The 20,990-nt window shown below is 61.5% G+C and carries 25 protein-coding genes; 12 read left to right on the top strand and 13 right to left on the bottom strand.

The window, feature by feature from the left end:
- Positions 1–98: 98 nt before the first annotated feature.
- From ACQY1K_RS10160 to ACQY1K_RS10140, 5 genes are all read left to right on the top strand, one after another.
- A complete protein-coding gene (locus ACQY1K_RS10160) occupies positions 99–647 on the top strand; it encodes a nucleotidyltransferase domain-containing protein (RefSeq protein WP_430258974.1) in 549 nt (182 codons plus the stop codon).
- A 13-nt stretch (positions 648–660) separates the two neighbouring features.
- Positions 661–1,035 carry a hypothetical protein gene (locus ACQY1K_RS10155; protein WP_430257270.1) on the top strand — a complete coding sequence of 125 codons (375 nt, stop codon included), beginning with the start codon at positions 661–663 and terminating at the stop codon, positions 1,033–1,035.
- A gap of 530 nt (positions 1,036–1,565) precedes the next feature.
- The gene (locus tag ACQY1K_RS10150) at positions 1,566–1,934 is read left to right on the top strand and encodes an ArsR/SmtB family transcription factor (protein ID WP_430257269.1); all 369 of its coding nucleotides are present in this window, start codon (positions 1,566–1,568) and stop codon (positions 1,932–1,934) included.
- Position 1,935: 1 nt separating this feature from the next.
- Positions 1,936–3,141 carry an arsenite efflux MFS transporter ArsK gene (arsK, locus tag ACQY1K_RS10145; RefSeq protein WP_430258972.1) on the top strand — a complete coding sequence of 402 codons (1,206 nt, stop codon included), beginning with the start codon at positions 1,936–1,938 and terminating at the stop codon, positions 3,139–3,141.
- Between the two features lie 100 nt (positions 3,142–3,241).
- Positions 3,242–4,216, top strand: a complete 975-nt coding sequence (locus ACQY1K_RS10140) for an arsenic resistance protein (RefSeq protein ID WP_430257268.1) — start codon at positions 3,242–3,244, stop codon at positions 4,214–4,216.
- Between the two features lie 18 nt (positions 4,217–4,234).
- Here ACQY1K_RS10140 and arsH read toward each other — a convergent pair whose 3' ends face one another.
- From arsH to ACQY1K_RS10105, 7 genes are all read right to left on the bottom strand, one after another.
- Positions 4,235–4,942 (bottom strand): arsenical resistance protein ArsH, encoded by a 708-nt coding sequence (gene arsH / locus ACQY1K_RS10135; RefSeq protein WP_430257267.1) that lies wholly within the window; start codon positions 4,940–4,942, stop codon positions 4,235–4,237.
- On the bottom strand, positions 4,882–5,358 hold the full coding sequence (gene arsC / locus ACQY1K_RS10130) for an arsenate reductase (glutaredoxin) (protein WP_430258970.1): 477 nt from the start codon (positions 5,356–5,358) through the stop codon (positions 4,882–4,884). The genes arsH and arsC overlap by 61 nt, the downstream gene beginning before the upstream one ends.
- A gap of 2 nt (positions 5,359–5,360) precedes the next feature.
- A complete protein-coding gene (gene arsB / locus ACQY1K_RS10125) occupies positions 5,361–6,434 on the bottom strand; it encodes an ACR3 family arsenite efflux transporter (protein WP_430257266.1) in 1,074 nt (357 codons plus the stop codon).
- Entirely contained in the window at positions 6,434–6,961 is a 528-nt protein-coding gene (locus ACQY1K_RS10120) for an arsenate reductase ArsC (RefSeq protein ID WP_430257265.1), read from the bottom strand. The genes arsB and ACQY1K_RS10120 overlap by 1 nt, the downstream gene beginning before the upstream one ends.
- A gap of 15 nt (positions 6,962–6,976) precedes the next feature.
- A complete protein-coding gene (arsN2, locus tag ACQY1K_RS10115) occupies positions 6,977–7,417 on the bottom strand; it encodes an arsenic resistance N-acetyltransferase ArsN2 (RefSeq protein ID WP_430257264.1) in 441 nt (146 codons plus the stop codon).
- Entirely contained in the window at positions 7,414–7,767 is a 354-nt protein-coding gene (locus tag ACQY1K_RS10110) for an ArsR/SmtB family transcription factor (RefSeq protein WP_430257263.1), read from the bottom strand. Before ACQY1K_RS10110 ends, arsN2 begins: the two co-directional genes overlap by 4 nt.
- Before the next feature lie 93 nt (positions 7,768–7,860).
- Positions 7,861–8,640, bottom strand: coding sequence for a MauE/DoxX family redox-associated membrane protein (locus ACQY1K_RS10105; protein ID WP_430257262.1), 780 nt, complete (start codon positions 8,638–8,640; stop codon positions 7,861–7,863).
- A 74-nt stretch (positions 8,641–8,714) separates the two neighbouring features.
- Between ACQY1K_RS10105 and ACQY1K_RS10100 the strand changes: the two genes are divergently transcribed.
- A complete protein-coding gene (locus tag ACQY1K_RS10100) occupies positions 8,715–9,098 on the top strand; it encodes a MerR family transcriptional regulator (protein ID WP_430257261.1) in 384 nt (127 codons plus the stop codon).
- 10 nt (positions 9,099–9,108) lie between these two features.
- Here ACQY1K_RS10100 and ACQY1K_RS10095 read toward each other — a convergent pair whose 3' ends face one another.
- From ACQY1K_RS10095 to ACQY1K_RS10070, 6 genes are all read right to left on the bottom strand, one after another.
- On the bottom strand, positions 9,109–9,558 hold the full coding sequence (locus ACQY1K_RS10095; RefSeq protein ID WP_430257260.1) for a DUF411 domain-containing protein: 450 nt from the start codon (positions 9,556–9,558) through the stop codon (positions 9,109–9,111).
- A 77-nt stretch (positions 9,559–9,635) separates the two neighbouring features.
- On the bottom strand, positions 9,636–9,920 hold the full coding sequence (locus ACQY1K_RS10090) for a copper-binding protein (RefSeq protein ID WP_430257259.1): 285 nt from the start codon (positions 9,918–9,920) through the stop codon (positions 9,636–9,638).
- Positions 9,921–9,938: 18 nt separating this feature from the next.
- Positions 9,939–10,418 carry a cupredoxin domain-containing protein gene (locus tag ACQY1K_RS10085; protein WP_312413359.1) on the bottom strand — a complete coding sequence of 160 codons (480 nt, stop codon included), beginning with the start codon at positions 10,416–10,418 and terminating at the stop codon, positions 9,939–9,941.
- 33 nt (positions 10,419–10,451) lie between these two features.
- A complete protein-coding gene (locus tag ACQY1K_RS10080) occupies positions 10,452–11,810 on the bottom strand; it encodes a copper oxidase (RefSeq protein WP_325262537.1) in 1,359 nt (452 codons plus the stop codon).
- A 15-nt stretch (positions 11,811–11,825) separates the two neighbouring features.
- The gene (locus ACQY1K_RS10075; protein WP_430258968.1) at positions 11,826–13,283 is read right to left on the bottom strand and encodes a TolC family protein; all 1,458 of its coding nucleotides are present in this window, start codon (positions 13,281–13,283) and stop codon (positions 11,826–11,828) included.
- A gap of 306 nt (positions 13,284–13,589) precedes the next feature.
- Positions 13,590–13,997 carry a hypothetical protein gene (locus ACQY1K_RS10070; RefSeq protein ID WP_430257258.1) on the bottom strand — a complete coding sequence of 136 codons (408 nt, stop codon included), beginning with the start codon at positions 13,995–13,997 and terminating at the stop codon, positions 13,590–13,592.
- A gap of 579 nt (positions 13,998–14,576) precedes the next feature.
- Here ACQY1K_RS10070 and ACQY1K_RS10065 point away from each other — a divergent pair.
- From ACQY1K_RS10065 to ACQY1K_RS10040, 6 genes are all read left to right on the top strand, one after another.
- On the top strand, positions 14,577–14,996 hold the full coding sequence (locus ACQY1K_RS10065) for a DUF305 domain-containing protein (protein ID WP_430257257.1): 420 nt from the start codon (positions 14,577–14,579) through the stop codon (positions 14,994–14,996).
- A complete protein-coding gene (locus ACQY1K_RS10060; RefSeq protein WP_430257256.1) occupies positions 14,996–15,328 on the top strand; it encodes a four-helix bundle copper-binding protein in 333 nt (110 codons plus the stop codon). The genes ACQY1K_RS10065 and ACQY1K_RS10060 overlap by 1 nt, the downstream gene beginning before the upstream one ends.
- Positions 15,329–15,453: 125 nt before the next feature.
- The gene (locus ACQY1K_RS10055; protein ID WP_430257255.1) at positions 15,454–15,843 is read left to right on the top strand and encodes a hypothetical protein; all 390 of its coding nucleotides are present in this window, start codon (positions 15,454–15,456) and stop codon (positions 15,841–15,843) included.
- Between the two features lie 95 nt (positions 15,844–15,938).
- A complete protein-coding gene (locus tag ACQY1K_RS10050) occupies positions 15,939–16,343 on the top strand; it encodes a FixH family protein (protein WP_430257254.1) in 405 nt (134 codons plus the stop codon).
- The gene (locus ACQY1K_RS10045; RefSeq protein WP_430257253.1) at positions 16,340–17,788 is read left to right on the top strand and encodes an efflux RND transporter periplasmic adaptor subunit; all 1,449 of its coding nucleotides are present in this window, start codon (positions 16,340–16,342) and stop codon (positions 17,786–17,788) included. Before ACQY1K_RS10050 ends, ACQY1K_RS10045 begins: the two co-directional genes overlap by 4 nt.
- A complete protein-coding gene (locus tag ACQY1K_RS10040; protein ID WP_430257252.1) occupies positions 17,785–20,925 on the top strand; it encodes an efflux RND transporter permease subunit in 3,141 nt (1,046 codons plus the stop codon). Before ACQY1K_RS10045 ends, ACQY1K_RS10040 begins: the two co-directional genes overlap by 4 nt.
- Positions 20,926–20,990: the final 65 nt, after the last annotated feature.

The raw sequence follows: 20,990 nt of genomic DNA, 5'->3' as shown, positions 1-20,990 counted from the left end.
TGGCCCGCGCTTGGTCGGTAAAAGCGGGCCAAATGCTTCACACCCAGAAATGGACCAGTCGCACCGCTATGAGGGGGGATATGTCGCTCGTGAGTTTCATGCTGACCGAACGCCAACAACGAATCCTTCGCGTTTTGTTGATGCACCCTGATTGTCAGTATAGCTTTTCTGATTTGGTCCGGTTGGCAGGTCGGGGGAATGGTGCCACTCAACGGGTCATGGAGCGATTAGAGGTCAGTTGCCTGGTGCTAAAAAGCGCTCGCGGCAATCAACGTCGCTATTCGATCAATAGAGCGCATCCCATCCATATGGAGCTGCGTTCAATCTGTATAAAAACTTTCGGACTCGCGGACCTTGTGTCGGAAGAACTGGAGCCATTGAAACCGCAGATCTCCGAAGCGTTTCTATTCGGCCCCGTAGCCCGAGGTTCGGACCGCCCTGACAGCGATGTCGATCTGATGATCATCGGTGAAGTCGACATCTTCGATCTTGGATCCTGCGTTTCCCTTTTGGAGACAAGGACGGCGCGCACGATCAACTTGAATCTTTACACGACCCAGGAGTGGATAGACCTTCGCAATCATAGTGTCATCCGGTCCATATCGAATGGTCCTCGCATTGAAATTTTATCAAATCAAGCCGTTTAAAACGGGGAGTGCAGTGGCAAAGGATACGACGCCGGCGCGGAGTTCCACCCGCGATACCAAGATGAAAGAGGGCGAAAGTTCTGACATCGAAGTCGGGAATGGATGGTGGCGGATCATAGCAGACGCGATAGACGAGGCGGCTGAATTTCCTGACGAATGGGGTTTTGAATTCGTTGGAGCGACACGGCGCTCCGGGGCGTTGCTGCTTCATGCCGTTTACAATCCGCGCGATATGCAGGTCGGAAGCAAGGAGCAGCATCCGTACGACGCTTTCGTGGCGCTGCGTGAAAAAGCCCGAATGAGGTCGTTACATACCTGCGAGGTTTGTGGCGCGGCGGGATCGTTCCGTGGTCTGACAGTACGCTGTGATGAACACTTTACGCTGTAATTTCCTGGTCTCTCTGACTGGTTGCCGCTCGACTGGGTATTACTGAGGCATCAGGGACCTACAGATGCTGATTGGACCCGCGGAGACGCAGTTCTTCCGTCATCGTGGACGCAATGGTCAAGGCTCTCGCAGCCGGGAGCTGTATGTCAGCGCGCCATCGTGGAACGGGAAATGGCTGAGCGCGCTGCTGCGTGCGGCGGGACATCCGCGTCCACTAACTGTGCCTTCGGAAATCCGATGAAGCATTCTTGGATGTCGCGAAGGCGGCGATTGGTTCTCTATTCCGGCAAGGACGTTGAGGACTTCGTCACGGAGTGGTCGAGCGAACGGTGCCTGCCAGGCCGTCCCATCGTGCATTGCCTGAGGCGCTTTTGGAACTCAAGCGATACAAACTCGTACAGACCGAAGCGGCTCACAGGGCCGAGCTCCGTCCTAACGATCAATTCATCGAGATGTATCGGAGCGAGCTATTGTCGAGTGCGTCCAAAGAAGTTATTGCTTCGATTCGATATTCTTAGGATTATTGAAATATGGAAGAGCGCCAGGCAGTGGCATCCTTCGCGGCGCTTTCGCAGAGCACACGGCTCAAGATCATTCGGGCCCTCGTGGTCGCCGGGTCGGACGGAATGGCGGCTGGAGTTGTGGCTGAGAGCGTCGGGGTGTCAGCGTCGAACGTCTCGTTCCACCTGAAGGAGCTTGAACGGGCTGGACTCATCAATCAGAAGCGGGAATCCCGATCTATCCTTTATAGCGCGAACTACGACGGTCTGGCTGGGCTCGTCAGGTTTCTGATGGAGGACTGCTGCGCGGGACATCCACAGGTGGTTTCGCCATGCATGGTAGTGGAATGCTGTGATCCCGAACGGGCGACCGCGGAACAGGGCACCGGACGTGCCTGACATTCACGTGAAGCCTTTGCCTGGAATCGTCACCGCGCTCGGTGTCACGCAAATCATCGGGTACGGCACGCTCTACTACAGCTTCAGCATCCTCACGCCCGGCATGGCCCGTGACTTCGGCATGACGACCGAACAGGTGTTCGGAGTGTTTTCCGCATCGCTTCTGGTGGGTGGACTATCCGCACCGATCATCGGCAAATGGATGGATAGGTTCGGAGCCGCGAAGGTCATGACGCTCGGGTCATTGATCTCAGCCTTGACGCTCGTTCTTTGCGCCTGGTCACCGTCGATCGCGATCTTCGCCCTTGGCATTGTCCTGATAGAGATAGCTTCCGGGATGGTGCAGTATCAGGCCGCGTTCGCCGCCCTGGTGGAAGTTCGGCCTCACGCCGCATCCCGCAGCATCACCTATCTGACGTTGATCGCCGGGTTCGCTTCGACAATATTCTGGCCTGTGACGACAGCGCTCATAGATCATCTGACATGGCGGGAAATCTACCTCGGTTTCGCGGCGATGAACGTGTTCGTGTGCCTGCCGTTGCACTTCTGGATCATGCGCAGTGGGACGCGCCGCAATGACCCGGAACTTAAGCAGGCCCGCCCGATAATGGTCGGAGCACTTCCGTCATCCGAACGTCGGCGGGGGATGATCATGGTTTCCATGGCCTTCGCCCTTCAAGGGTTCACCCTCTCAGCTATTCTGACGCACATGGTGCCGATGCTAGGAGCTATCGGTCTTGGTACCGCTGCCGTCCTCATCGGGGCGATTTTTGGCCCAGCGCAGGTTTTCAGTCGTCTTATCAACATGGCTTTCGGCCAGAGGGTCTCCCCGGCAGGGCTCGCGACGACATCGGCAGTGCTCATCGTTGCGGCAGTTCTGATGCTGGCGGCCTCCGGTGCGTGGCTGCCAGGCGCGGTGACGTTTGCCGTCTGCCTTGGTCTCGGCTCTGGAATCAACAGCATCGCACAGGGGTCGCTTCCTCTGTGGCTGTTCGGATCAGACGGCTACGGGGCGATCACAGGACGGATGGCCGGCTTCCGTCTTGTCGCGGCGGCGATGGCACCGTTTGCGTTCTCCGTGCTGATGGAGTGGTTCGGCATTGATGTGGCGCTGGTTGTCAACGCGTGTCTCGGAGCTCTGGGGATCATTGCGTTCGTGGCCGTATCTGCGGCGGCAAAGCGGTCGTCCAAAACTGGGGAGCCGTGACCGCGCAGATAGTCAGATCGCGACGATCTGTGTGCTTTGTCTAGCCAATGCTGGAATAACATGAAACCTTAGAACAAATTCCTATCATGGAAGAGCAAAATTGGCTGAAATCAGAGAGACGCTGGAGAACAGGCAGGTCAGCATATATCTCGCCGCGGTGATCATAGGCACCGCGATTGCGATGACAATTCCGGGAACGACAATGCTGGAGGCCTGGATCAACCCGGCGCTCGCATTCATGCTTTTCGTCACCTTTCTGCAGGTGCCGATAGGCGAACTCGGGCAGGCATTTTCGAAGTTCAGATTCCTGGGGGTTCTTCTCCTCACCAACTTCGTCGCTGTCCCGGTGCTGGTCGGGATTCTCGTGCAGTTTCTTCCGGTCGACCCGATGATCCGTTTGGGAGTGCTTCTGGTGCTTCTGGCTCCGTGCATAGATTACGTGGTCACGTTCTCCCACCTCGGTCGGGCGGATGCCAAGCTTCTCCTTGCCGCCACGCCTGCACTGCTGGTCGTCCAGATGGTTCTGCTCCCGATCTACCTCAGCGTGTTTCTCGGTCAGGAAGCGGCCGATCTCGTCCAGATCGGTCCGTTCCTCCACGCTTTCGTTTGGTTGATCGCCTTGCCACTCATCCTCGCAGTACTGACCCAGTCCTGGGCGGCAAGGAGCAGGATGGGAACGTCGGTCTCCGCAAGGCTCGGGTTGATGCCGGTCCCCGCCACTGCGATCGTTCTTTTCATTGTCGCCGCCGCGGTGGTCCCACAAATGGGAGATGCCATCGATGCGGCGGTTAGGGTCGTTCCCGTCTACGTGGCGTTCGCGATCGCTGCTCCGTTGCTTGGTTGGTTCGTCGCGCGGTTATTCCGCTTGGATGCAACAGCGGGCCGGGCGGTGGCATTCAGTTCCGCCACCCGGAATTCGCTTGTCGTGCTCCCGCTCGCGCTTGCCGTACCGGGAGCAGTTCCGATTCTGCCCGCGATCATCGTGACCCAGACACTGGTCGAGCTTGTCAGCGAGCTGGTATATGTGCGGCTTGCACCAAGGTTCGGAGTTTCGACGTCACCGCAGATATCCTGATATCAGACGCACATACGGTCAGATCGAATTCAGTGAAACCCGCGCTTCGAGCTTGGCGGCATCCTCCTTCCGCTCGCTATAGCGGTCGGTCAGGTAGGCGGACGCATCGCGGGTGAGCAGAGTGAACTTCACTAGCTCCTCGCAAACATCGACGACGCGGTCATAAAGTGACGATGGCTTCATCCTGCCATCAGCATCAAATTCAAGGAATGCCTTTGGAACCGACGACTGGTTGGGGATCGTAATCATCCGCATCCAGCGACCAAGGATTCGCATCTGGTTGACCGCGTTGAAAGACCGACTGCCTCCGGAAACCTCCATCACTGCAAGCGTCTTGCCTTGCGTCGGCCGGACCGAGCCAATGGACAGCGGTATCCAGTCGATCTGAGCCTTCAAGATACCCGTCATGGCTCCATGGCGCTCCGGACTGACCCAGACCTGGCCCTCTGACCATTCGGACATGTCGCGCAGTTCCTGCACCTTCGGGTGGCTAACGGGAGCCTCGTCCGGTAGCGGAAGGCCCTGTGGATTGAACACGCGCACTTCGCAGCCGAAATGCTCCAGCAGCCGACGGGCTTCATGCGCCAGAAGACGGCTGTAGGAAACCTCGCGTAGGGAACCATACAGGATCAGGATCCGTGGCGGATGAGCGGAGAAGCTCGGTCTCAGAGCATCGAGATCGGGAAGACGGAGATGATCCACGTTGGCTGCCGGGAAATCAGACAATGCGCTTTCCCCTCCGCGTCCAGAACCTGTTCGCCGTCCTCCTTGGCAAAGGAGCCCCGGTGCGTATCGGGCAGGATTTCCAGCACAAGTTCCGACGGACGGCATAATCGGGTGCCTGATGGTGTGACGACGAACGGGCGGTTGATCAGGATCGGATGCTCGAGCATGGCATCGATAAGCTGGTTGTCGGCGAGTGTCGGATCGCCAAGGCCGAGATCGGCAAAAGGCGTACCCTTTTCGCGAATGGCCTTCCGGACGGTCAGGTCAGCATCATCGATCATCTTGACGAGCTCGTCCCGTGACGGAGGTGTCTTCAGGTACTCGATGACGTTCGGCTCGATCCCGGCGTTCCGGATCATCGCCAGCGTGTTGCGGGACGTGCCTCAGTCCGGGTTGTGATAGATGGTGACTTCCATGGTCATGCCCTTTCGCTGGCTGGTGTTTTGGCGATCGTATTTCTCGAAACGGCAGGACTGGACTCGTACCATCCCTTCGAGCGGTTCACGATCCAGACCACCGACAGCATCACCGGCACTTCGATGAGTACGCCGACGACGGTTGCGAGTGCGGCCCCCGACTGGAATCCGAACAGGCTGATGGCGGCGGCGACGGCCAGTTCGAAGAAGTTGGATGCGCCGATCAGTGCCGAGGGACCGGCGACACAATGCTGTTCGCCTGACATCCGGTTGAGGATGTAGGCGAAACCGGAGTTGAAGTAGACCTGGATCAGGATCGGCACCGCCAGCAGCGCGATGATCGTCGGCTGTGCGATGATCTGCTCGCCCTGGAATCCGAACAGCAATACCAGCGTCGCCAGCAACGCGACGAGCGACAGCGGCTGGAGCTTTGACAACAGTCTGTCCAACCCTTTGCTGGTTCCCCCGGCCAGCAGGACCCTCCGGAGGACCTGCGAGATCGCCACCGGGATCAGGATGTAGAGTGCCACCGAGATCATCAGAGTGTCCCATGGCACGGTGATGGCGGACAGACCCAGAAGAAGCCCGACGATGGGTGCGAAGGCGACAATCATGATCGCGTCGTTCAGCGCGACCTGGGACAGTGTGAAATGAGGTTCGCCCTTGGTAAGATTGCTCCAGACGAAGACCATGGCCGTGCATGGGGCCGCCGCGAGGATGATCAGGCCCGCGATGTAGGAGTCGATCTGATCTGCGGGCAGGTATGGTCGGAACAGCCAGCCGACGAACAGCCAGCCAAGCAGCGCCATCGAGAACGGCTTGACGGCCCAGTTGATGAACAGAGTCACTCCAATGCCGCGCCAATAGCTACCGACCTTGGAGAGCGATCCGAAGTCAATCTTGAGAAGCATCGGAATGACCATCAGCCAGATCAGCACCGCGACGGGGATGTTGACCTTCGCGATCTCGGCTGCGCCGATTGTTTGGAAGACGCCCGGCATCAGGTGGCCGAGCGCGATGCCGACGAGGATGCAAAGGAAAACCCAGATCGTGAGGTAGCGTTCGAAGGCGGACATCAGGCGCTCTTTTCCTGGTTGCTGGTCGAACCTTCCATCTGGCCGATCTGTCTGAGCTTCTGTTCGAGGGCAATTTTCTCGATCGAGGACAGCGGAAGACTAAGGAATGCTCCGATCCGGTTCTTCAGGAAGCGGGCGGCCTGTGCGAATGCACGCTGAACTTCGATGTCGGTTCCGACGACAGCCGCCGGATCCTCGACACCCCAGTGCGCAGTCATCGGATGCCCGAGCCAGACAGGGCAGGCTTCACCAGCCGCGCTGTCACAGACCGTGAAGATGAAATCCATCTGCGGCGCGCCCGGCTCCGCGAATACGTCCCAGTTCTTGGACGAGAACCCGGTTGATGGGTAGCCGAGCGCTTCAAGCTCTTTGATCGCATGGGGATTTACTTCTCCCTTTGGATGGCTGCCTGCAGAGTGGGCCCGGAAGCGGCCTTTGCCTTCGGCGTTGAGAATCGACTCGCCGAGGATTGAGCGCGCCGAATTGCCCGTGCACAGGAAGAGCACGTTATGGATCTTGTCGGTCATGGTGTCGTTCCGTTGTTAGATCGGGGGTCTTTTCAGCTTCATGATCGTCGCCGAGGCCGGGCAGAGGCTTGAAAGCTGGCGGGTGAAAAGGACTGCGGTCGGCAGGTACGAGCGGCCAACTTCGTCGAAGCCGATCGTCTTAAAAAACGGGGCAGCGCTCGTCGTGGCGAGATAGACATCCGCCCCCGGTGCCGCTTTAGCGATGGTCAGCTCCGCGAGCGTCCGGCCAATTCCTTCACCACGGCGTTCTGGCTGGATGACCATGGAGCGCAGCAGTACGTCATCGCCGTAGACCTCGAGGCCCGAGTAGCCGACTACAGCGCCGACGCTGTCTCGCAAGGCGAAGAAAGAGCAGCCGTCGTCCTCGAGGTCGTGGGTCGGAAGCGATGCAAACACCAGCGCGTTCCTGAGCTGCGGATCCGATGGTGGAATGAGAGAGAGCGTGAAATCGGTCATGACCGCAAAGGCTCCGGAGCACAGCATCGGGTCAGTTCGGCGATCAGCGGCGCGCAGAGCTCCGCGTTGCCGTCACAGCAATCCTTGAGAAGAAAGAGGGTCACGTCGCGGAAGCCATCGAGGTCGGCGCGGTATGTGATGGTCCGGCTCTGGCGCTCGCTACGGACGAGGCCCGCCCGCGAAAGGGTTGCGAGGTGTGCCGACATCGTGTTCTGAGGGACGGCGAGAACCCGCGCTATCTCGCCTGCAGGCAGTCCGTTGGGCTCCTGCTTCACCAGCAGGCGGAATGTCTCCAGGCGAGTGGCCTGGGCGAGGGCGGCGAGTGCCGCGATGGCTTGAGCGGTTTCCATGAATCCAGACTTATGGATATATCTCCGATATGTCAAGCCATCCGTTCCGGAAGATGCGGCCCGCACGAACAGGTCCGGGTCTGCGTGCCCAGGTCACATCAGGTGGCCGCCGATGAAGCCCAGCGAGGCTGCCGCCATCCAGACCGCCATCGCAATCATCATCAAATTCTCGGTCAGCGAGATGAAGCCCAGCGGGACGTTGCTCGATCCGCCCACGCAGGCGCATTTCAGCTCGCGCCTGTCGATGTAGACGGCTTTGAAGACCGAGACAGCGCCGATGCTGCCGATGAAGAGGGCGACTGGAACCGATATCCAGTTGAGCGCGCCTGCCACCATCAGGATCCCTGCCGCTCCCTCGGCGTAGGGATAGATGTAGCTGTAGGGCACCCAACGCTTCGCCAGGATATCGTAGTTCAGAAACATTGTGGCGAAGGCCTCGACGTTCTGCAGCTTGAGAAGCGCCAGCACGACCATCGAGAAGGCGATGAACCATTCGGCCGCCCTCAGCGTGAAGGGATCTCCGACGACGGCATAGCTCGCCGCCATCGCCGTCAGCGCGGTCATGGCGAAGAGGACGACGACCGGACGATAGGTGGTGGCCTTCGGATCCGCGACCTTCCTGCCGAGAAACCTTCGCAGGTCGTCGTGTCCGCCGATGCGCCTGCCGTCGATGAACACCTGCGGCGTTGTCGCCACACCGTGCTCTTGCTTGAACGCGTCAGTCGCCTCGCGTGTCTCCAGGTGGTGATCTTCGACCTCGTAGCCTGACCGTTCAAGCAGATACTTCGCCTTCAGCCCGTAGGGGCAGGTGTGACCCGGCATCACCATCCGGTGGATCACAGCCTTCTTAGTGTTCTGGACCCTGTCCAACATTTTCATTCTCCAATGTCTTGTGAAACTGTTGGCATGACCATACCTTCCGTACCGTGGTACGGAGTCAATAGCCAATGGACATGACGATCGGAAAACTTGCTGCGGCCGGAAACGTCGGGGTCGAAACGATACGCTTCTACCAGCGGCGCGGCCTGGTCACGACCCCGAAGAAGCACGTGGGCGTCCGCCACTACGGGGAGGACGACCTCCGCCGCCTCCGGTTCATCAGGCAGGCGCAGAACGCGGGTTTCACGCTCGAGGAGATCAGGGAGCTTCTGGATCTCGATGCGGGAGAAGACCGGGAGACAGCGCGGAAGCTTGCGAAGCTCCGTCTCGACGCCCTCGAATCCCGCATCGCCGAACTGGATCAGGCGAGGGTCGCGCTCAAGCGGCTCGTTGGGGAATGCGCATCCGGAAAGACCGGGCCGTGCCCGATCCTGTCGTCGTTCGGCATCTGACGATGCCCGGTCATCTCGGCCGGACGGCGAGGTAGACATAGGGCGCGCCTGCGTCCTTCGGCACGGCCATGACATCGTAGGAAACGCCGGGATCGGTCCCCATTCCGAGCGATCCCCTTGGCATGCCGCCAACCGCCAGGCCCGCGAGCGAAGGCATCTCCGCCAGGAGCCGCTGCGCGGCTTCCAGGGGGACGTGTCCTTCGAGGAAGTATCCGTCCACGGTGGCGGTATGGCATCCTCGGATGGACGCGGGAACCTTCAGCTTCGACTTGACCGCATCCATGTCGTCCTCGTCCCGGAGATCGACAGCGAACCCCGCGTCCGAGAATGCGGAGGCCCAGGCTTCGCAGCAGCCGCAGTATGGGTCCTTGTGAACGACCATATCCGGCATGCTGGCCGAGGCCGCGCCGGGAACAAGCGCCGCCGACGCTGCTATGCATATGAATTGCCTGCGCTTCACGATTTCCTCCTCTTCCAGTGCGCCGACATCAAGGTTGGAGGCCGCGCCCGCGACAGGCAGGTGCGGCCTCCGTCGCGTCACTTGACCTGCGTGACCATCAGCTTGCCTTCGACGCGCTCGGCCACGAACTGGATCTTGGCGCCTTCCTTGAGCTTTGCAAGGACGGCATCGTCCTTGACAGCAAAGACCATGGTCATGGCTGGCATCTCCAGTCCCTTGAGCTCTTCATGGATCAGGGTGACCTTCTTCGCCTTCGCGTCGACCTTCTTGACGGTCCCGTTGGTGAACTCCTGGGCGAAGGCGCCTGCCGCGGAGGAGAGGGCGATCGCTGCGGCGAGGCCGAACTTGATGATGTTCTTCATTTGCGGATTCCTTTCAGGTTACTTGGCGACGGCGACGTCGCCGTGCATTCCAGCGTCGTAGTGGCCGGGAACGAGGCAGGCGATCTTGAACACGCCGTCGTTGGAGAACTTCCAGACGATCTCGCCGGACTTGCCCGGCTTCAGCCGGATGGCGTTGGGGTCGTCATGTTCCATGTCCGGAAACTTCTCCATGACGGCCTTGTGCTCCATGACCTTGTCTTCCTGGTCGAGGACGAACTCGTGATCCAGCTCGCCCTCGTTCTTGATCGTGAAGCGGACGGTCTGGCCCTTGCGGACTTTGAAGTTGTTCGGGGTGAAGACCATCTTGCCGTCCGGGGTCTCCTTCATGCTGACGCGGATGGTCTGCGTGACCTTGGACTTCTCGCCAGGCTCGCCCACGGCCATGGCCTCGCCGTGCCCTCCGGCATGGCTGCCGGAGGCGAGGGCGGGAGCGGCAAGAGCGGTGGCCAGCAGGAGGCCGATGATTGCTTGTCTCATGTGTGTTCCTTTGCGGTTGTCTGAGGGTTGGTGTCAGCCGTGGTTCGAATGCTTCGAAGGTAGCTGCGTCTTTGCGTCCTTCGCCTTGGGCGCGTCGGGCAGGCTGCCCGTCCACTCGAAGGCCTGGGTGCCGGGCGGGTTCTCGTACCAGCCAGGATCGGTGTAATCGCCCGCCGAGATGCCCTCGCGGACTTTCACCACGGAGAACATGCCGCCCATCTCGATGGGGCCGTGAGGACCCCAGCCAGTCATCATGGGAACGGTGTTCTCCGGGATCTCCATCGACATCTCGCCCATGTCGGCCATGCCTGCGGTGCCCATCGGCATGTATTCGGGGCGGAACTGCCGGATCTTCTTTGCGACCTCCTTCTTGTCGACCCCGATGAAGGTCGGGATCTCGTGGCCCATCGCGTTCATCGTGTGATGCGACTTGTGGCAGTGGATCGCCCAGTCGCCGACATACTTCGCGTCGAACTCGTATGCCCGCATCGCGCCGACCGGGATGTCGATCGACACCTCGGGCCAGCGCGCCTCCGGCCGGACCCAGCCGCCGTCGGTGCAGGTCACCTCGAAGTCATAACCGTGCATGTGGATCGGATGGTTCGTCATCGTCAGGTTGCCGACGCGCACGCGCACCCTGTCGTCCTTCGAAACCACCAGCGGGTCGATCCCCGGAAAGACGCGGCTGTTCCAGGTCCACAGGTTGAAGTCGGTCATCTCCATGACGCGCGGCACGTATGTGCCCGGATCGATGTCGTAGCCGCTGAGCAGGAAGACGAAGTCGCGATCGACAGGCATGAATGCCGGATCCTTGGGATGGACGACGAAGAAGCCCATCATGCCCATCGCCATCTGCACCATCTCGTCGGAGTGCGGGTGGTACATGAAGGTGCCGGACTTCACGATGTCGAACTCGTAGACGAACGTCTTTCCGACCGGGATGTGCGGCTGCGACAGCCCCCCCACGCCATCCATGCCCGACGGCAGGATCATCCCGTGCCAGTGGACGGTGGTATGCTCCGGCAGCTTGTTGGTCACGAAGATCCGCACCCTGTCACCTTCGACGGCCTCGATGGTCGGACCCGGCGACTGGCCGTTGTAGCCCCAGAGGTAGGCGGTCATGCCCTCCGCCATCTCGCGCTCGACGGGCTCTGCCACGAGGTGGAATTCCTTGACCCCGTTGTTCATCCGAAACGGCAGCGTCCAGCCGTTGAGGGTGACGACTGGGTTGTAGTCGGGGCCGACCGACGGCCTCACCGGGGTCTGCGTTGCGGGCGAATCCATGAGAGCGGCTTCGGGCAGCCCCATGTTCGTTGTCTGGCTCCAGGCCTGGGAGGAGACGAGGGCGGCCGATGCAGCGCCTGCTCCGAGCAGTTGTCTTCTACTGAACATTGTCGTGTTCCTTTCTCAGTGGCCGCCCGCTGGCGCTTCTTCGGCAGACGCGACTTCCGTTTCCGCCGCAGCCGATCCCGTGCTGCCGCCGTAGACGACGGGAGCGAGGTTCGCTTCGGCGAGCCAGAAGTCGCGTTTCGCGTTGACGGCGAGGATGGTGGAGGTGATCTTGTCGCGCGTGTCGGAGATCAGTTCGAACGTGCTGGTGATCATGCCGTTGTAGGTGAGCATCGACTGCTCCTCGATCGCGTTGCGCAGGGGCAGGACGTTGTTCCTGTAGTGGCGTGCGATGTCGTAGTTCGACCTGTAGGCCACGTAGGCAGATCGTGCTTCCGAACGGACGTTGACAGCCAGCGCCGCCAACTGGTTCGCCGCGCGCATGTAGGCGAACTCGCCCTTGCGCAGACGTGCCTGGCCGGAATCGAAGATCGGGATGGTGAACTCGAGGGCGGCGGTTCTGGAGACGTCGGAGACGGTTCTGCCGTCCTCGCGCTCGCGTTCCTTTTCCCAAGTGCCGACGAGTTCGATGTCGGTCACGATGCGTGTCGCGTCCTCGAGCTTGTACGACTGGGCAGTCGCCTGCAGCTCTAGCCGCGAGACCTGGAGATCCATCCTCTTGGCGATGGCCTCGGCCTCGATGTCGTCCCGCTTGATCAGTGTCCGGGGCAGGTTCGGAAGACGGTTCGGAATCTGGAAGTCGATGTCCGATCCCGAAAGCCCCATGAGCCGGACAAGCTCCTCCTTGGCGAGCCGGGCCGCCAGCCGGGCCTTGGCCGTGTCGCCCGTCAGCTCGGCATAGAAGACATGCTCGCGAGCCTGCTCGGCCTTGGGCAGGGAGCCAGCCTCGCCGATCTTCTTCGCCAGTTCGGAGGCAGCGTCGGCGGCCACCTTCGCCTGGTTGAGGTAGGCGACGTTCTCCCATGCCGCGACCGCATTGATCCACGCCCGACGCGTCTCCGCAGCGAGCGAGATGGTGGCGATGGCCGCCTTGAGCTGGGCCTGCCTGAAGCGGTTGTCGGCCAGCTTGATGTTCCGGTCGTAGGTGGCGAGCGCCAGGATGTTGGCGGCGATCGCACCTTCGAGGACCCGGTAGGCTTCAAGACCCGGAGTTCCCATGCCGCCGACCCCGACTGAGAACGTCGGAAACACCGAAAGCTGGGTCTGCCATGCGTCGGCGGCGCTGTCGCCGAGATCGGCGTAGGAGGCCTGGAGGCTTCTGTTGTTGAGGAGCGCGACCTGGACGGCCGTTTCCACGTCGATGGTCTTCCTCGCCATCAGCGCCTTGACGCGGTCGCGGGTCGCCTGGGCCTGCTTCTGGTTCTGGATCCAGACGGTCTGCTTGCCGATCGCCTGCGAGCTTGCGAGCGAAGCATTCTGAAACCCCGCATCCTTCGCCGCGTAGTCCGTCGTGCATCCGGCAAGGACCAGAGGGAGAATGACGCAGGAGATAATCTTCGTCTTCGCGGACGTCATCATGCACCTCCCTTCTTCGGGGCCTGTGCATCGTTCAGGCCCCGCCAAGGCCTTGGACCGACAGGGGTTCGATGAACGTAGCTTCCGATAGCGCTCTGGTAGCGCACGGGGGGCGCGTAGGCGGAATCCAGATTATCGGTGGGACTTATGACTTCCGGCAGAGCTGAGGCGCAGCCGCCTGCGAAAAGCGGCAGTGCAGCCACCAGGAGTATTCTTCTCATGATGAAATTCCGAGTATGAGATCGCGATCGCGCTCACGTCGCAATGGACGAAGCGCGGCAAGACCCGCCGGGGCGGGTGCTCAACTCAGATGTTGGGTGGCCTGTGGAGGCTGGGCCGCGTGCCGTGTACGCGGGTATCGTCGAGAGAGCGCAGTGCCGCGGAGGCCATCAGCGGACGAGATGTCTGGCAGTGTGACGGTAGCGCGACGCTGAAGCAGAAGTCCTGGCAGCAGTTCTTCTTGAACTGCTTGCCCGGATCCGTACCGTCGTCCGCGTCCGCGTCGGCGGCATGGTGGCCAGCATCGGCACTTTCCGCCGTCGCTCCATGGTCGTGACCGCCGGAATGATGGTCGTCCGCAACCACTTCACCAGTCCCGGAGTACGCTGTTCCGTGCATGGCGGCATAAACGTTGGGCATGGTGTAGCCGACCAGCGACACGATGATCGCCAGCCTGATCAGAACCAGCAGCTTGCTGCAGATGATTCGATGCATCGCTTCCATGAACCTGAGGCTACATGCGGCCGGGCCGCACTTCAACCATGAGAGACAGTCGCCGGAGCCTGATTCGTTCTCACACAGGCAGCGGCGAGATCATGGATGAGGCTTCCCACGTGGGAAGGTCAAGGGCCATTCGCGACGATGGAACATTCGTCGCCACCGGGTGTTTGCTGGATGAAGGGGAATATGATGAGAATCCGCATCCGACAGATCCGCGCCGTCGTCATGCTCATGGCTCTGCTGGTGTCCGCGAACATGGTCGCCATGGCTTCGGCATCGGCAGGCGCGAATGGACTGTGCCCGCAGGCAGTGATCGCTGCCTCCGCCGAACATTCGGGCCCGGCCAGGGACCATCATGGCGGAGTTGCCACTGGCGGCTGCTGCTCGGACATGCACTGCTGTCCCATCGTCCCCCGCCTGCCGCACGCGGATCTCGTCCTGCGGACGGGTCGGCTCCCTTCGCCTCCGCTGGATGACGAAACTCCCCTGCTGCTGGTGCGGCCCATCGATCCTCCTCCACGAACCGGGAGCGTCTGAACGAAATCAACGCAAACCGTATCAATGGAGAACAACATGAACATCATCAGAAGCCTGGCGGTTGCGACCGCTGTCATTGCCGCCCCCGTCCTCGCCACCAACGCACAGGCTCAGGAGATGGCCTATCCGGACAAGTGCAAGTCCGAGATGGCATCCGGCGGCGACATGTCGATGCAGGGTCACCAGATGTCCGGCATGGCCGAATTCCAGAAGGAGTCCATGCAGGGCATGAAGGCCATGAACATGAACATGATGCAGGGCATGATGAAGAAGGATGCCGATGTGGCGTTCGCCTGCGGAATGATCGCCCACCACATGGGCGCGATCAGCATGGCCCAGGTCGAGCTGAAACATGGCGATAACGCCGAGACGAAGGCCAAGGCCCAGAAGATCATCGACGACCAGACCAAGGAGATCAAGGAACTGACCGCCTGGGTCGAGAAGGAGGCAAAGTGATGCATCACATGTCCTCCGAGATGAAGGAATGCATCGACAAATGCCTCGCCTGCTACAGCGAGTGCTTGTCGATGGCGATGGGCCATTGCCTGCAGATGGGCGGAAAGCACACTGAACCCGCCCATTTCAAGCTGATGATGGCCTGCGCCGAGATGTGCCGGACATCGGCCCATTTCATGCTGATCGGCACCGAGCATCATAGGCACACCTGCCGCGAGTGCGCTGAGATCTGCCGTCAGTGCGCCGACGACTGCGAACGCGTCGGCGACATGCAGGCCTGCGTCGATTCCTGCAGGAAATGCGCCGATAGCTGCGAAAAGATGGCAGCCTGAGAACGAGCCGGGAGGGTGCAGACATCCTCCCGGCCATTTGCCGGGATCGGGCAGCGGGAGCGGCGCCATGCCGCAGCGCGCCTGATGGCTTCACAACACCCTTGCTGTCGTGCAAGAATGAATGCATGAAGCCAATGATGGTCATCCAAGGCATCCTCCGCGCGCTTGCTATGCTTTCCGTCCTGATGGGACCTGTGAGCGTGAACACGGCTGCGGCGGCTATGGGGTCATCCAGCCCGATGGCGGGCATGGCCATGGAAATGGTGGATCAGGCATCGGATGAAGAGGCGATGGCGAACATGCCATGCTGCGCGGACGAGGAGAAGACCTCCGTCCCCGACTGCATGAAATCCTGCCCCTACGCCTTCGTGTGCTCCACCGTCATCGTGGGCAACCTGTCTTCGGCCAGCGGTCTACCTCTCATCCACCCGCTGCCTCTGTCGTTCCCGTGGGTCGCCGGAGAGGACTTTGCTTCGGCTCTGGTGGAGCCTCCCCCTAGGCCGCCGCGCGCCTGATTCACTCTCATTCGCTGCGTCGGTCCGCCCGCCTTGCGGAGCTCTCCGACGCGTCCAGTTACTGCGCGCATCCGCGCGTCTCGAGATGTGAAATCATGAACAACCGAAACCTTCCCTTGCGGGCGGCCGTCGCCGCGCTCGCATTCCTTGCCGCATCCACTGGCACCGTTCTGGCCGGGGCCCTCGACTACGAGTTCCAGCTCGTCGCTTCCGAGGTGAAGCATGGGCCGCAGGCCGAAATCGCAGTCAAGCTCGTCGACAAGCGATCCGGAGGTCCCGTTTCCGGCGCAGTCATCTTCACCACCCGGATGGACATGGCTCCAGACGGCATGGAGATGATGACGACCTCGGTGGAGAACCTGCCGCAAAAGGAGCCGGGCGTGTACCGCTTCCGCACCAACCTGTCGATGGCAGGCGGCTGGCGCTTCAAGGTGGCCGCCAAGGTACAGGGCGAACCTGAGACCGTGCAGGGCGAAGTCGTTCTGAAGGCGCTTCCGTGAAGACCTCCGTGTTGCTGCTGATCGCCTCCTGCCTCGCCGTCGGCGGCGGGGGAGGGTACCTGCTCGGCTCCGGCAGGATCTCCATTCCCGATGTCACCGCCTTGAGGCTCCTGATTGCAGAGGTGCCGGGCGTTGCCGAAGAGACGCGGCCTGCGGGCAGCGGCCGGGTCATCTACTATAGGCATCCCGGCGGAGATCCCGCCTGGTCGGCTGAACCTGCGAAGACGGCTGACGGCAGGGAGTTCGTCCCGGTGATGGCAAGCGAGGACATCAGCTTCGCCGACAAGCCCGACGGCATGGATGCCGTTCCCGACATGGCAGAAGCCGGAGCCGCAGACACCACGGCGGCCGGGCGGAAGATCCTGTACTACCGCAATCCCATGGGTCTGCCAGACACCTCCAGGGTGCCGAGGAAGGATTCGATGGGGATGGACTACATCCCCGTCTACGAGGGCGAGGCGGATGGCGGCTCAACCGTCCGGGTTCCTCTGGGAAAGCTCCAGCGCACCGGTGTCAGGACCGCGGAAGTGACCATGGAGAGGCTGCCGACGGTGCTGCGAGTCCCCGGCATCGCGATGCTCGACGACCGCCGGATCCACGCGGTGAGCATGCGTACCGACTCCTTCATAGAGGAGGTGGCCCCGGTGACCGCGGGCAGCCGGGTGAAGGCCGGGGACAGCCTCTTCAGGTTCTACTCGAAGGAAGTCGCGACGGCTGCCTCCGAATACGCGAACGTCGTGTCCGGTGGCGGCGATACCGGCGGGAGCGCCTTGAGGCTCCGCAACCTCGGAATGTCCGACCGTGCGATCGAGAGCGTCCGCAAGGACCGCAAGGTGCCGCCGAGCATGTCCTTCGACGCGCCAGCGGACGGGATCGTCATCGAACGGGCGACGACACAGGGAAGCATGGCGGAGCCTGGCGACATCCTGTTCAGGATCGTCGACACCCGCGAGATGTGGATCGTGGCCGACGTGCCGGAAAGCCAGCTCGGCGCCGTGGCAGTCGGGGCGACTGCAGCCGTGACCGTCAGCGCCCGGCCCGGCGTGGCGTTGCGCGGAGTGGTCGAACTCGTTGATCCGGAAATACGCGACCAGACAAGGACGGCCAAGGTGCGCATCCTGATCCCTAATCCAGATGGCACGCTTCTTCCGAACATGTTCGCAATCGTCGAGATCTCGTCCGGCCAGCCGGATCCGGTCGTCTCGGTACCGAACGACGCGATCATCGATACCGGGAATAGACGGGTGGTGTTCGTCGACAAGGGGGACGGAAGGTTCGAACCACGCGACATTGAGGTCGGTGTCCGGGCGGCGCAGAGAACCGAAGTGACCGCCGGCCTTGCGGCCGGAGAGCATGTCGTCGTCTCGGCCAACTTCCTCATCGATGCCGAGAGCAACCTGAACTCCGCCTTGAGTGCCCTTGCCGCAGGAGACGTCCAGCCATGATAGCGAGACTTATCTCATGGTCGGCGCACAACCTGCTGCTCGTCTTCGTCGGCGCGTTCTTGGTGGCCGCAGGAGGCATCCATGCGCTGCGCACCCTTCCACTCGACGCGATCCCAGACCTCTCCGACGTTCAGGTCATCGTCTACACGGACTTCCCCGGACAAGCTCCCCAGGTCGTCGAGGACCAGGTCACCTATCCTCTGACGAGTTCGATGCTGACGGTTCCGAAATCGAAGGTGGTGCGGGGCTTCTCCTTCTTCGGCGTCTCCTTCGTCTACGTGATCTTCGAGGACGGGACGGATCCCTACTGGGCGAGAAGCCGCGTGCTCGAATTCCTAAACGCGGCCGCAAGCCGACTGCCCGAAAGCGTCACGCCGACACTCGGTCCCGACGCGACGGGCGTGGGCTGGGTCTATCAGTACGCGGTGATCGCCAAGGAGATGTCGCTTGCCGAACTCCGCTCGCTTCAGGACTGGGTCGTCAAGTTCGCCCTGTCGCGCTCCGAAGGCATCGCGGAAGTGGCAAGTGTCGGTGGCTTCGTGAAGCAGTATTCGATCGTCGTGGATCCCGTCCGCCTCAAGGCGCAGGGCATCACCCTGGGCGAAATCGCCACGGCGGTGAAGGCCAGCAACCGGGACGTGGGAGGCCGGACCATTGAACTTTCAGAGTTCGAGTACATGGTGCGGGGCCGCGGCTACCTGCAGGGCACCGCGGACATCGAAAACATCGCTCTGCGTTCCGAGAAGGGGGTGCCGCTCAAGCTGGCGGACGTGGCGAGGGTGGAACTGGTGCCCGACGAGCGCCGCGGGATCACGGAGATGAACGGCGAGGGCGAGGTGGTCGGTGGCATCGTGCTGCAGCGATACGGATCGAACGCGCTTACTGTGATCGAGAACACCAAGACGAACATTGACGCTCTCAAGGCGAGCCTTCCTGCCGGAACCAAGATCGTTCCCGTCTATGACCGCTCCCGGCTCATCGAGGCCGCCATCAAGACCCTTAAGGGGACGCTGCTCGAGGAATCCATCGTGGTCGCGATCGTGACCATCGTCTTCCTCATGCATGTCAGGAGCGCCCTGGTCGCGATCATCATGCTTCCTGTCGGCATCCTGATGGCCTTCGCGGCGATGGGCATGCTCGGCATCGGCGCGAACATCATGAGTCTTGGCGGCATCGCCATCGCCATCGGTGCGATGATCGACGCCGCCATCGTGATGATCGAAAACGCTCACAAGCATCTCGAGCGTGCGCCACCGGACAAGCCACGCCTTGAAGTTCTGGTGGAAGCGGCATCCGAGGTCGGTCCGGCGCTGTTCTTCAGTCTATTGATCATCACCGTTTCTTTCCTGCCGATATTCACCCTCGAATCTCAGGAAGGCCGGCTGTTCGGCCCGCTCGCCTTCACAAAGACCTTCGCCATGGCCGCGGCCGCGATCCTGTCGGTGACCCTCGTGCCAGCGCTCATGGTCGTCTTCGTGCGGGGCAGGATCATGCCGGAACACAGGAACCCCGTGAACCGGATGCTCATCTGGGTCTACCGCCCGGTCATCGCCGGAGTTCTGAAGGCGAGAACGCTCACCATCCTCATCGCGCTTGCAGCGCTCGCGGTCACGGTCTGGCCAGCCCGGCAGCTCGGGAGCGAGTTCATGCCCGCCCTCGACGAAGGTACGCTGATGTACATGCCGACCACGCTTCCCGGCCTGTCGGTCACCAAGGCCGCCGAGCTCATGCAGACGCAGGATCGGATCATCAAGTCGTTCCAGGAGGTCGAGACCGTGTTCGGCAAGGCAGGCAGGGCGATGACGGCGACAGACCCCGCGCCGACCGAAATGTTCGAAACCATCATCACCCTCAAGCCCAGGGACCAGTGGCGGCCCGGCGTGACAGCCAACTCGCTCAGGCAGGAGATGGATGCGGCGCTTCAGTTTCCCGGCGTATCCAACGCCTGGACGATGCCGATACGGGCACGCATCGACATGCTGTCCACCGGGATCCGCACTCCCGTCGGGGTGAAGGTGTTCGGCGCGGATCTGGCGGAGATGGAGAAGGTGGCGCGCCGCGTCGAGGCCGTTCTCAAGAAGGTGCCGGGCACGTCCTCGGCCTATGCCGAACGCGTCATCGGGGGCTACTATCTTGACATAGTTCCCGACCGGACAGCGCTCGCGCGCCACGGCCTGACCGTCGGCAGCGTCCAGGATGTGGTCGGGATGGCTCTCGGCTCTGAGACTTTGACGACCACGGTAGAGGGCAGGGAGCGGTATTCGGTCGCGCTCCGCTATCCGCGCGCCTACCGCAGCGATCCGAAGGCTATCGGCAGGGACGTTCTCGTGAGCCTGCCGGACGGAGGATCCGTGCCCCTTGGAGACGTCGCGAAGATTGAGCTCACCAGAGGTGCAACATCTATCAGGACGGAGAACGGACAGCTCGCCGTCTACGTGTTCGTCGATATCACCGGGCGCGATCTGGGCGGATATGTAGCCGATGCAAAGGCTGTCGTCGAACGCGAGGTCGGTCTGCCGCCCGGCTACTCGCTCGGGTGGAGCGGTCAGTTCGAATATCTCGAGAGGGCGAAAGCGCGACTGACACTCGTCGTGCCGCTTACCCTAGCCCTCATTTTCCTGCTGCTCTACCTCAACTTCAGAAGATTGACGGAGACCCTGATCGTCATGCTCTCGCTTCCCTTCGCGTTGGTCGGCGGCATCTGGCTGATGTGGTGGCTGGGGTTCAACATGTCGGTCGCCGTCGCCGTCGGCTTCATCGCCTTGGCGGGCGTCGCGGCTGAAACGGGAGTGATCATGCTTATCTATCTGGATCACGCGCTGGCGGAGGAACGCGCGCGATGCGCCGCCGAAGGACGGGACCTGACACGTGCGGACCTCCACAGGGCGATCGTCGTCGGAGCAGTCGAGCGCGTGCGGCCGAAGATGATGACGGTCGTCGCAATCATGGCCGGGCTGGTACCGATCCTGTGGAGCAAGGGCGCAGGATCCGAGATCATGCAACGAATCGCGGTTCCCATGATCGGCGGCATGATCTCTTCGACCGTGCTCACACTCGTCGTTATCCCCGCCGTCTACGCACTCGCCAAGGGATGGCGGCTAGGCTCCGTCACCGAACATTCGCGCGTGCACCGGTGAGGAACAAATGACCAGAGACAGGCTTGCCGCTTTGGGGAGGTCGAGTCTGCGCAAAATTCCATTTA

It is taken from the genome of Neorhizobium sp. IRS_2294 (assembly GCF_050500145.1).
Lineage (GTDB): Bacteria > Pseudomonadota > Alphaproteobacteria > Rhizobiales > Rhizobiaceae > Neorhizobium > Neorhizobium soli.
Note: the sequence above shows the minus strand (reverse complement) of the source record. Positions and strands in the feature narration are given on the sequence as shown.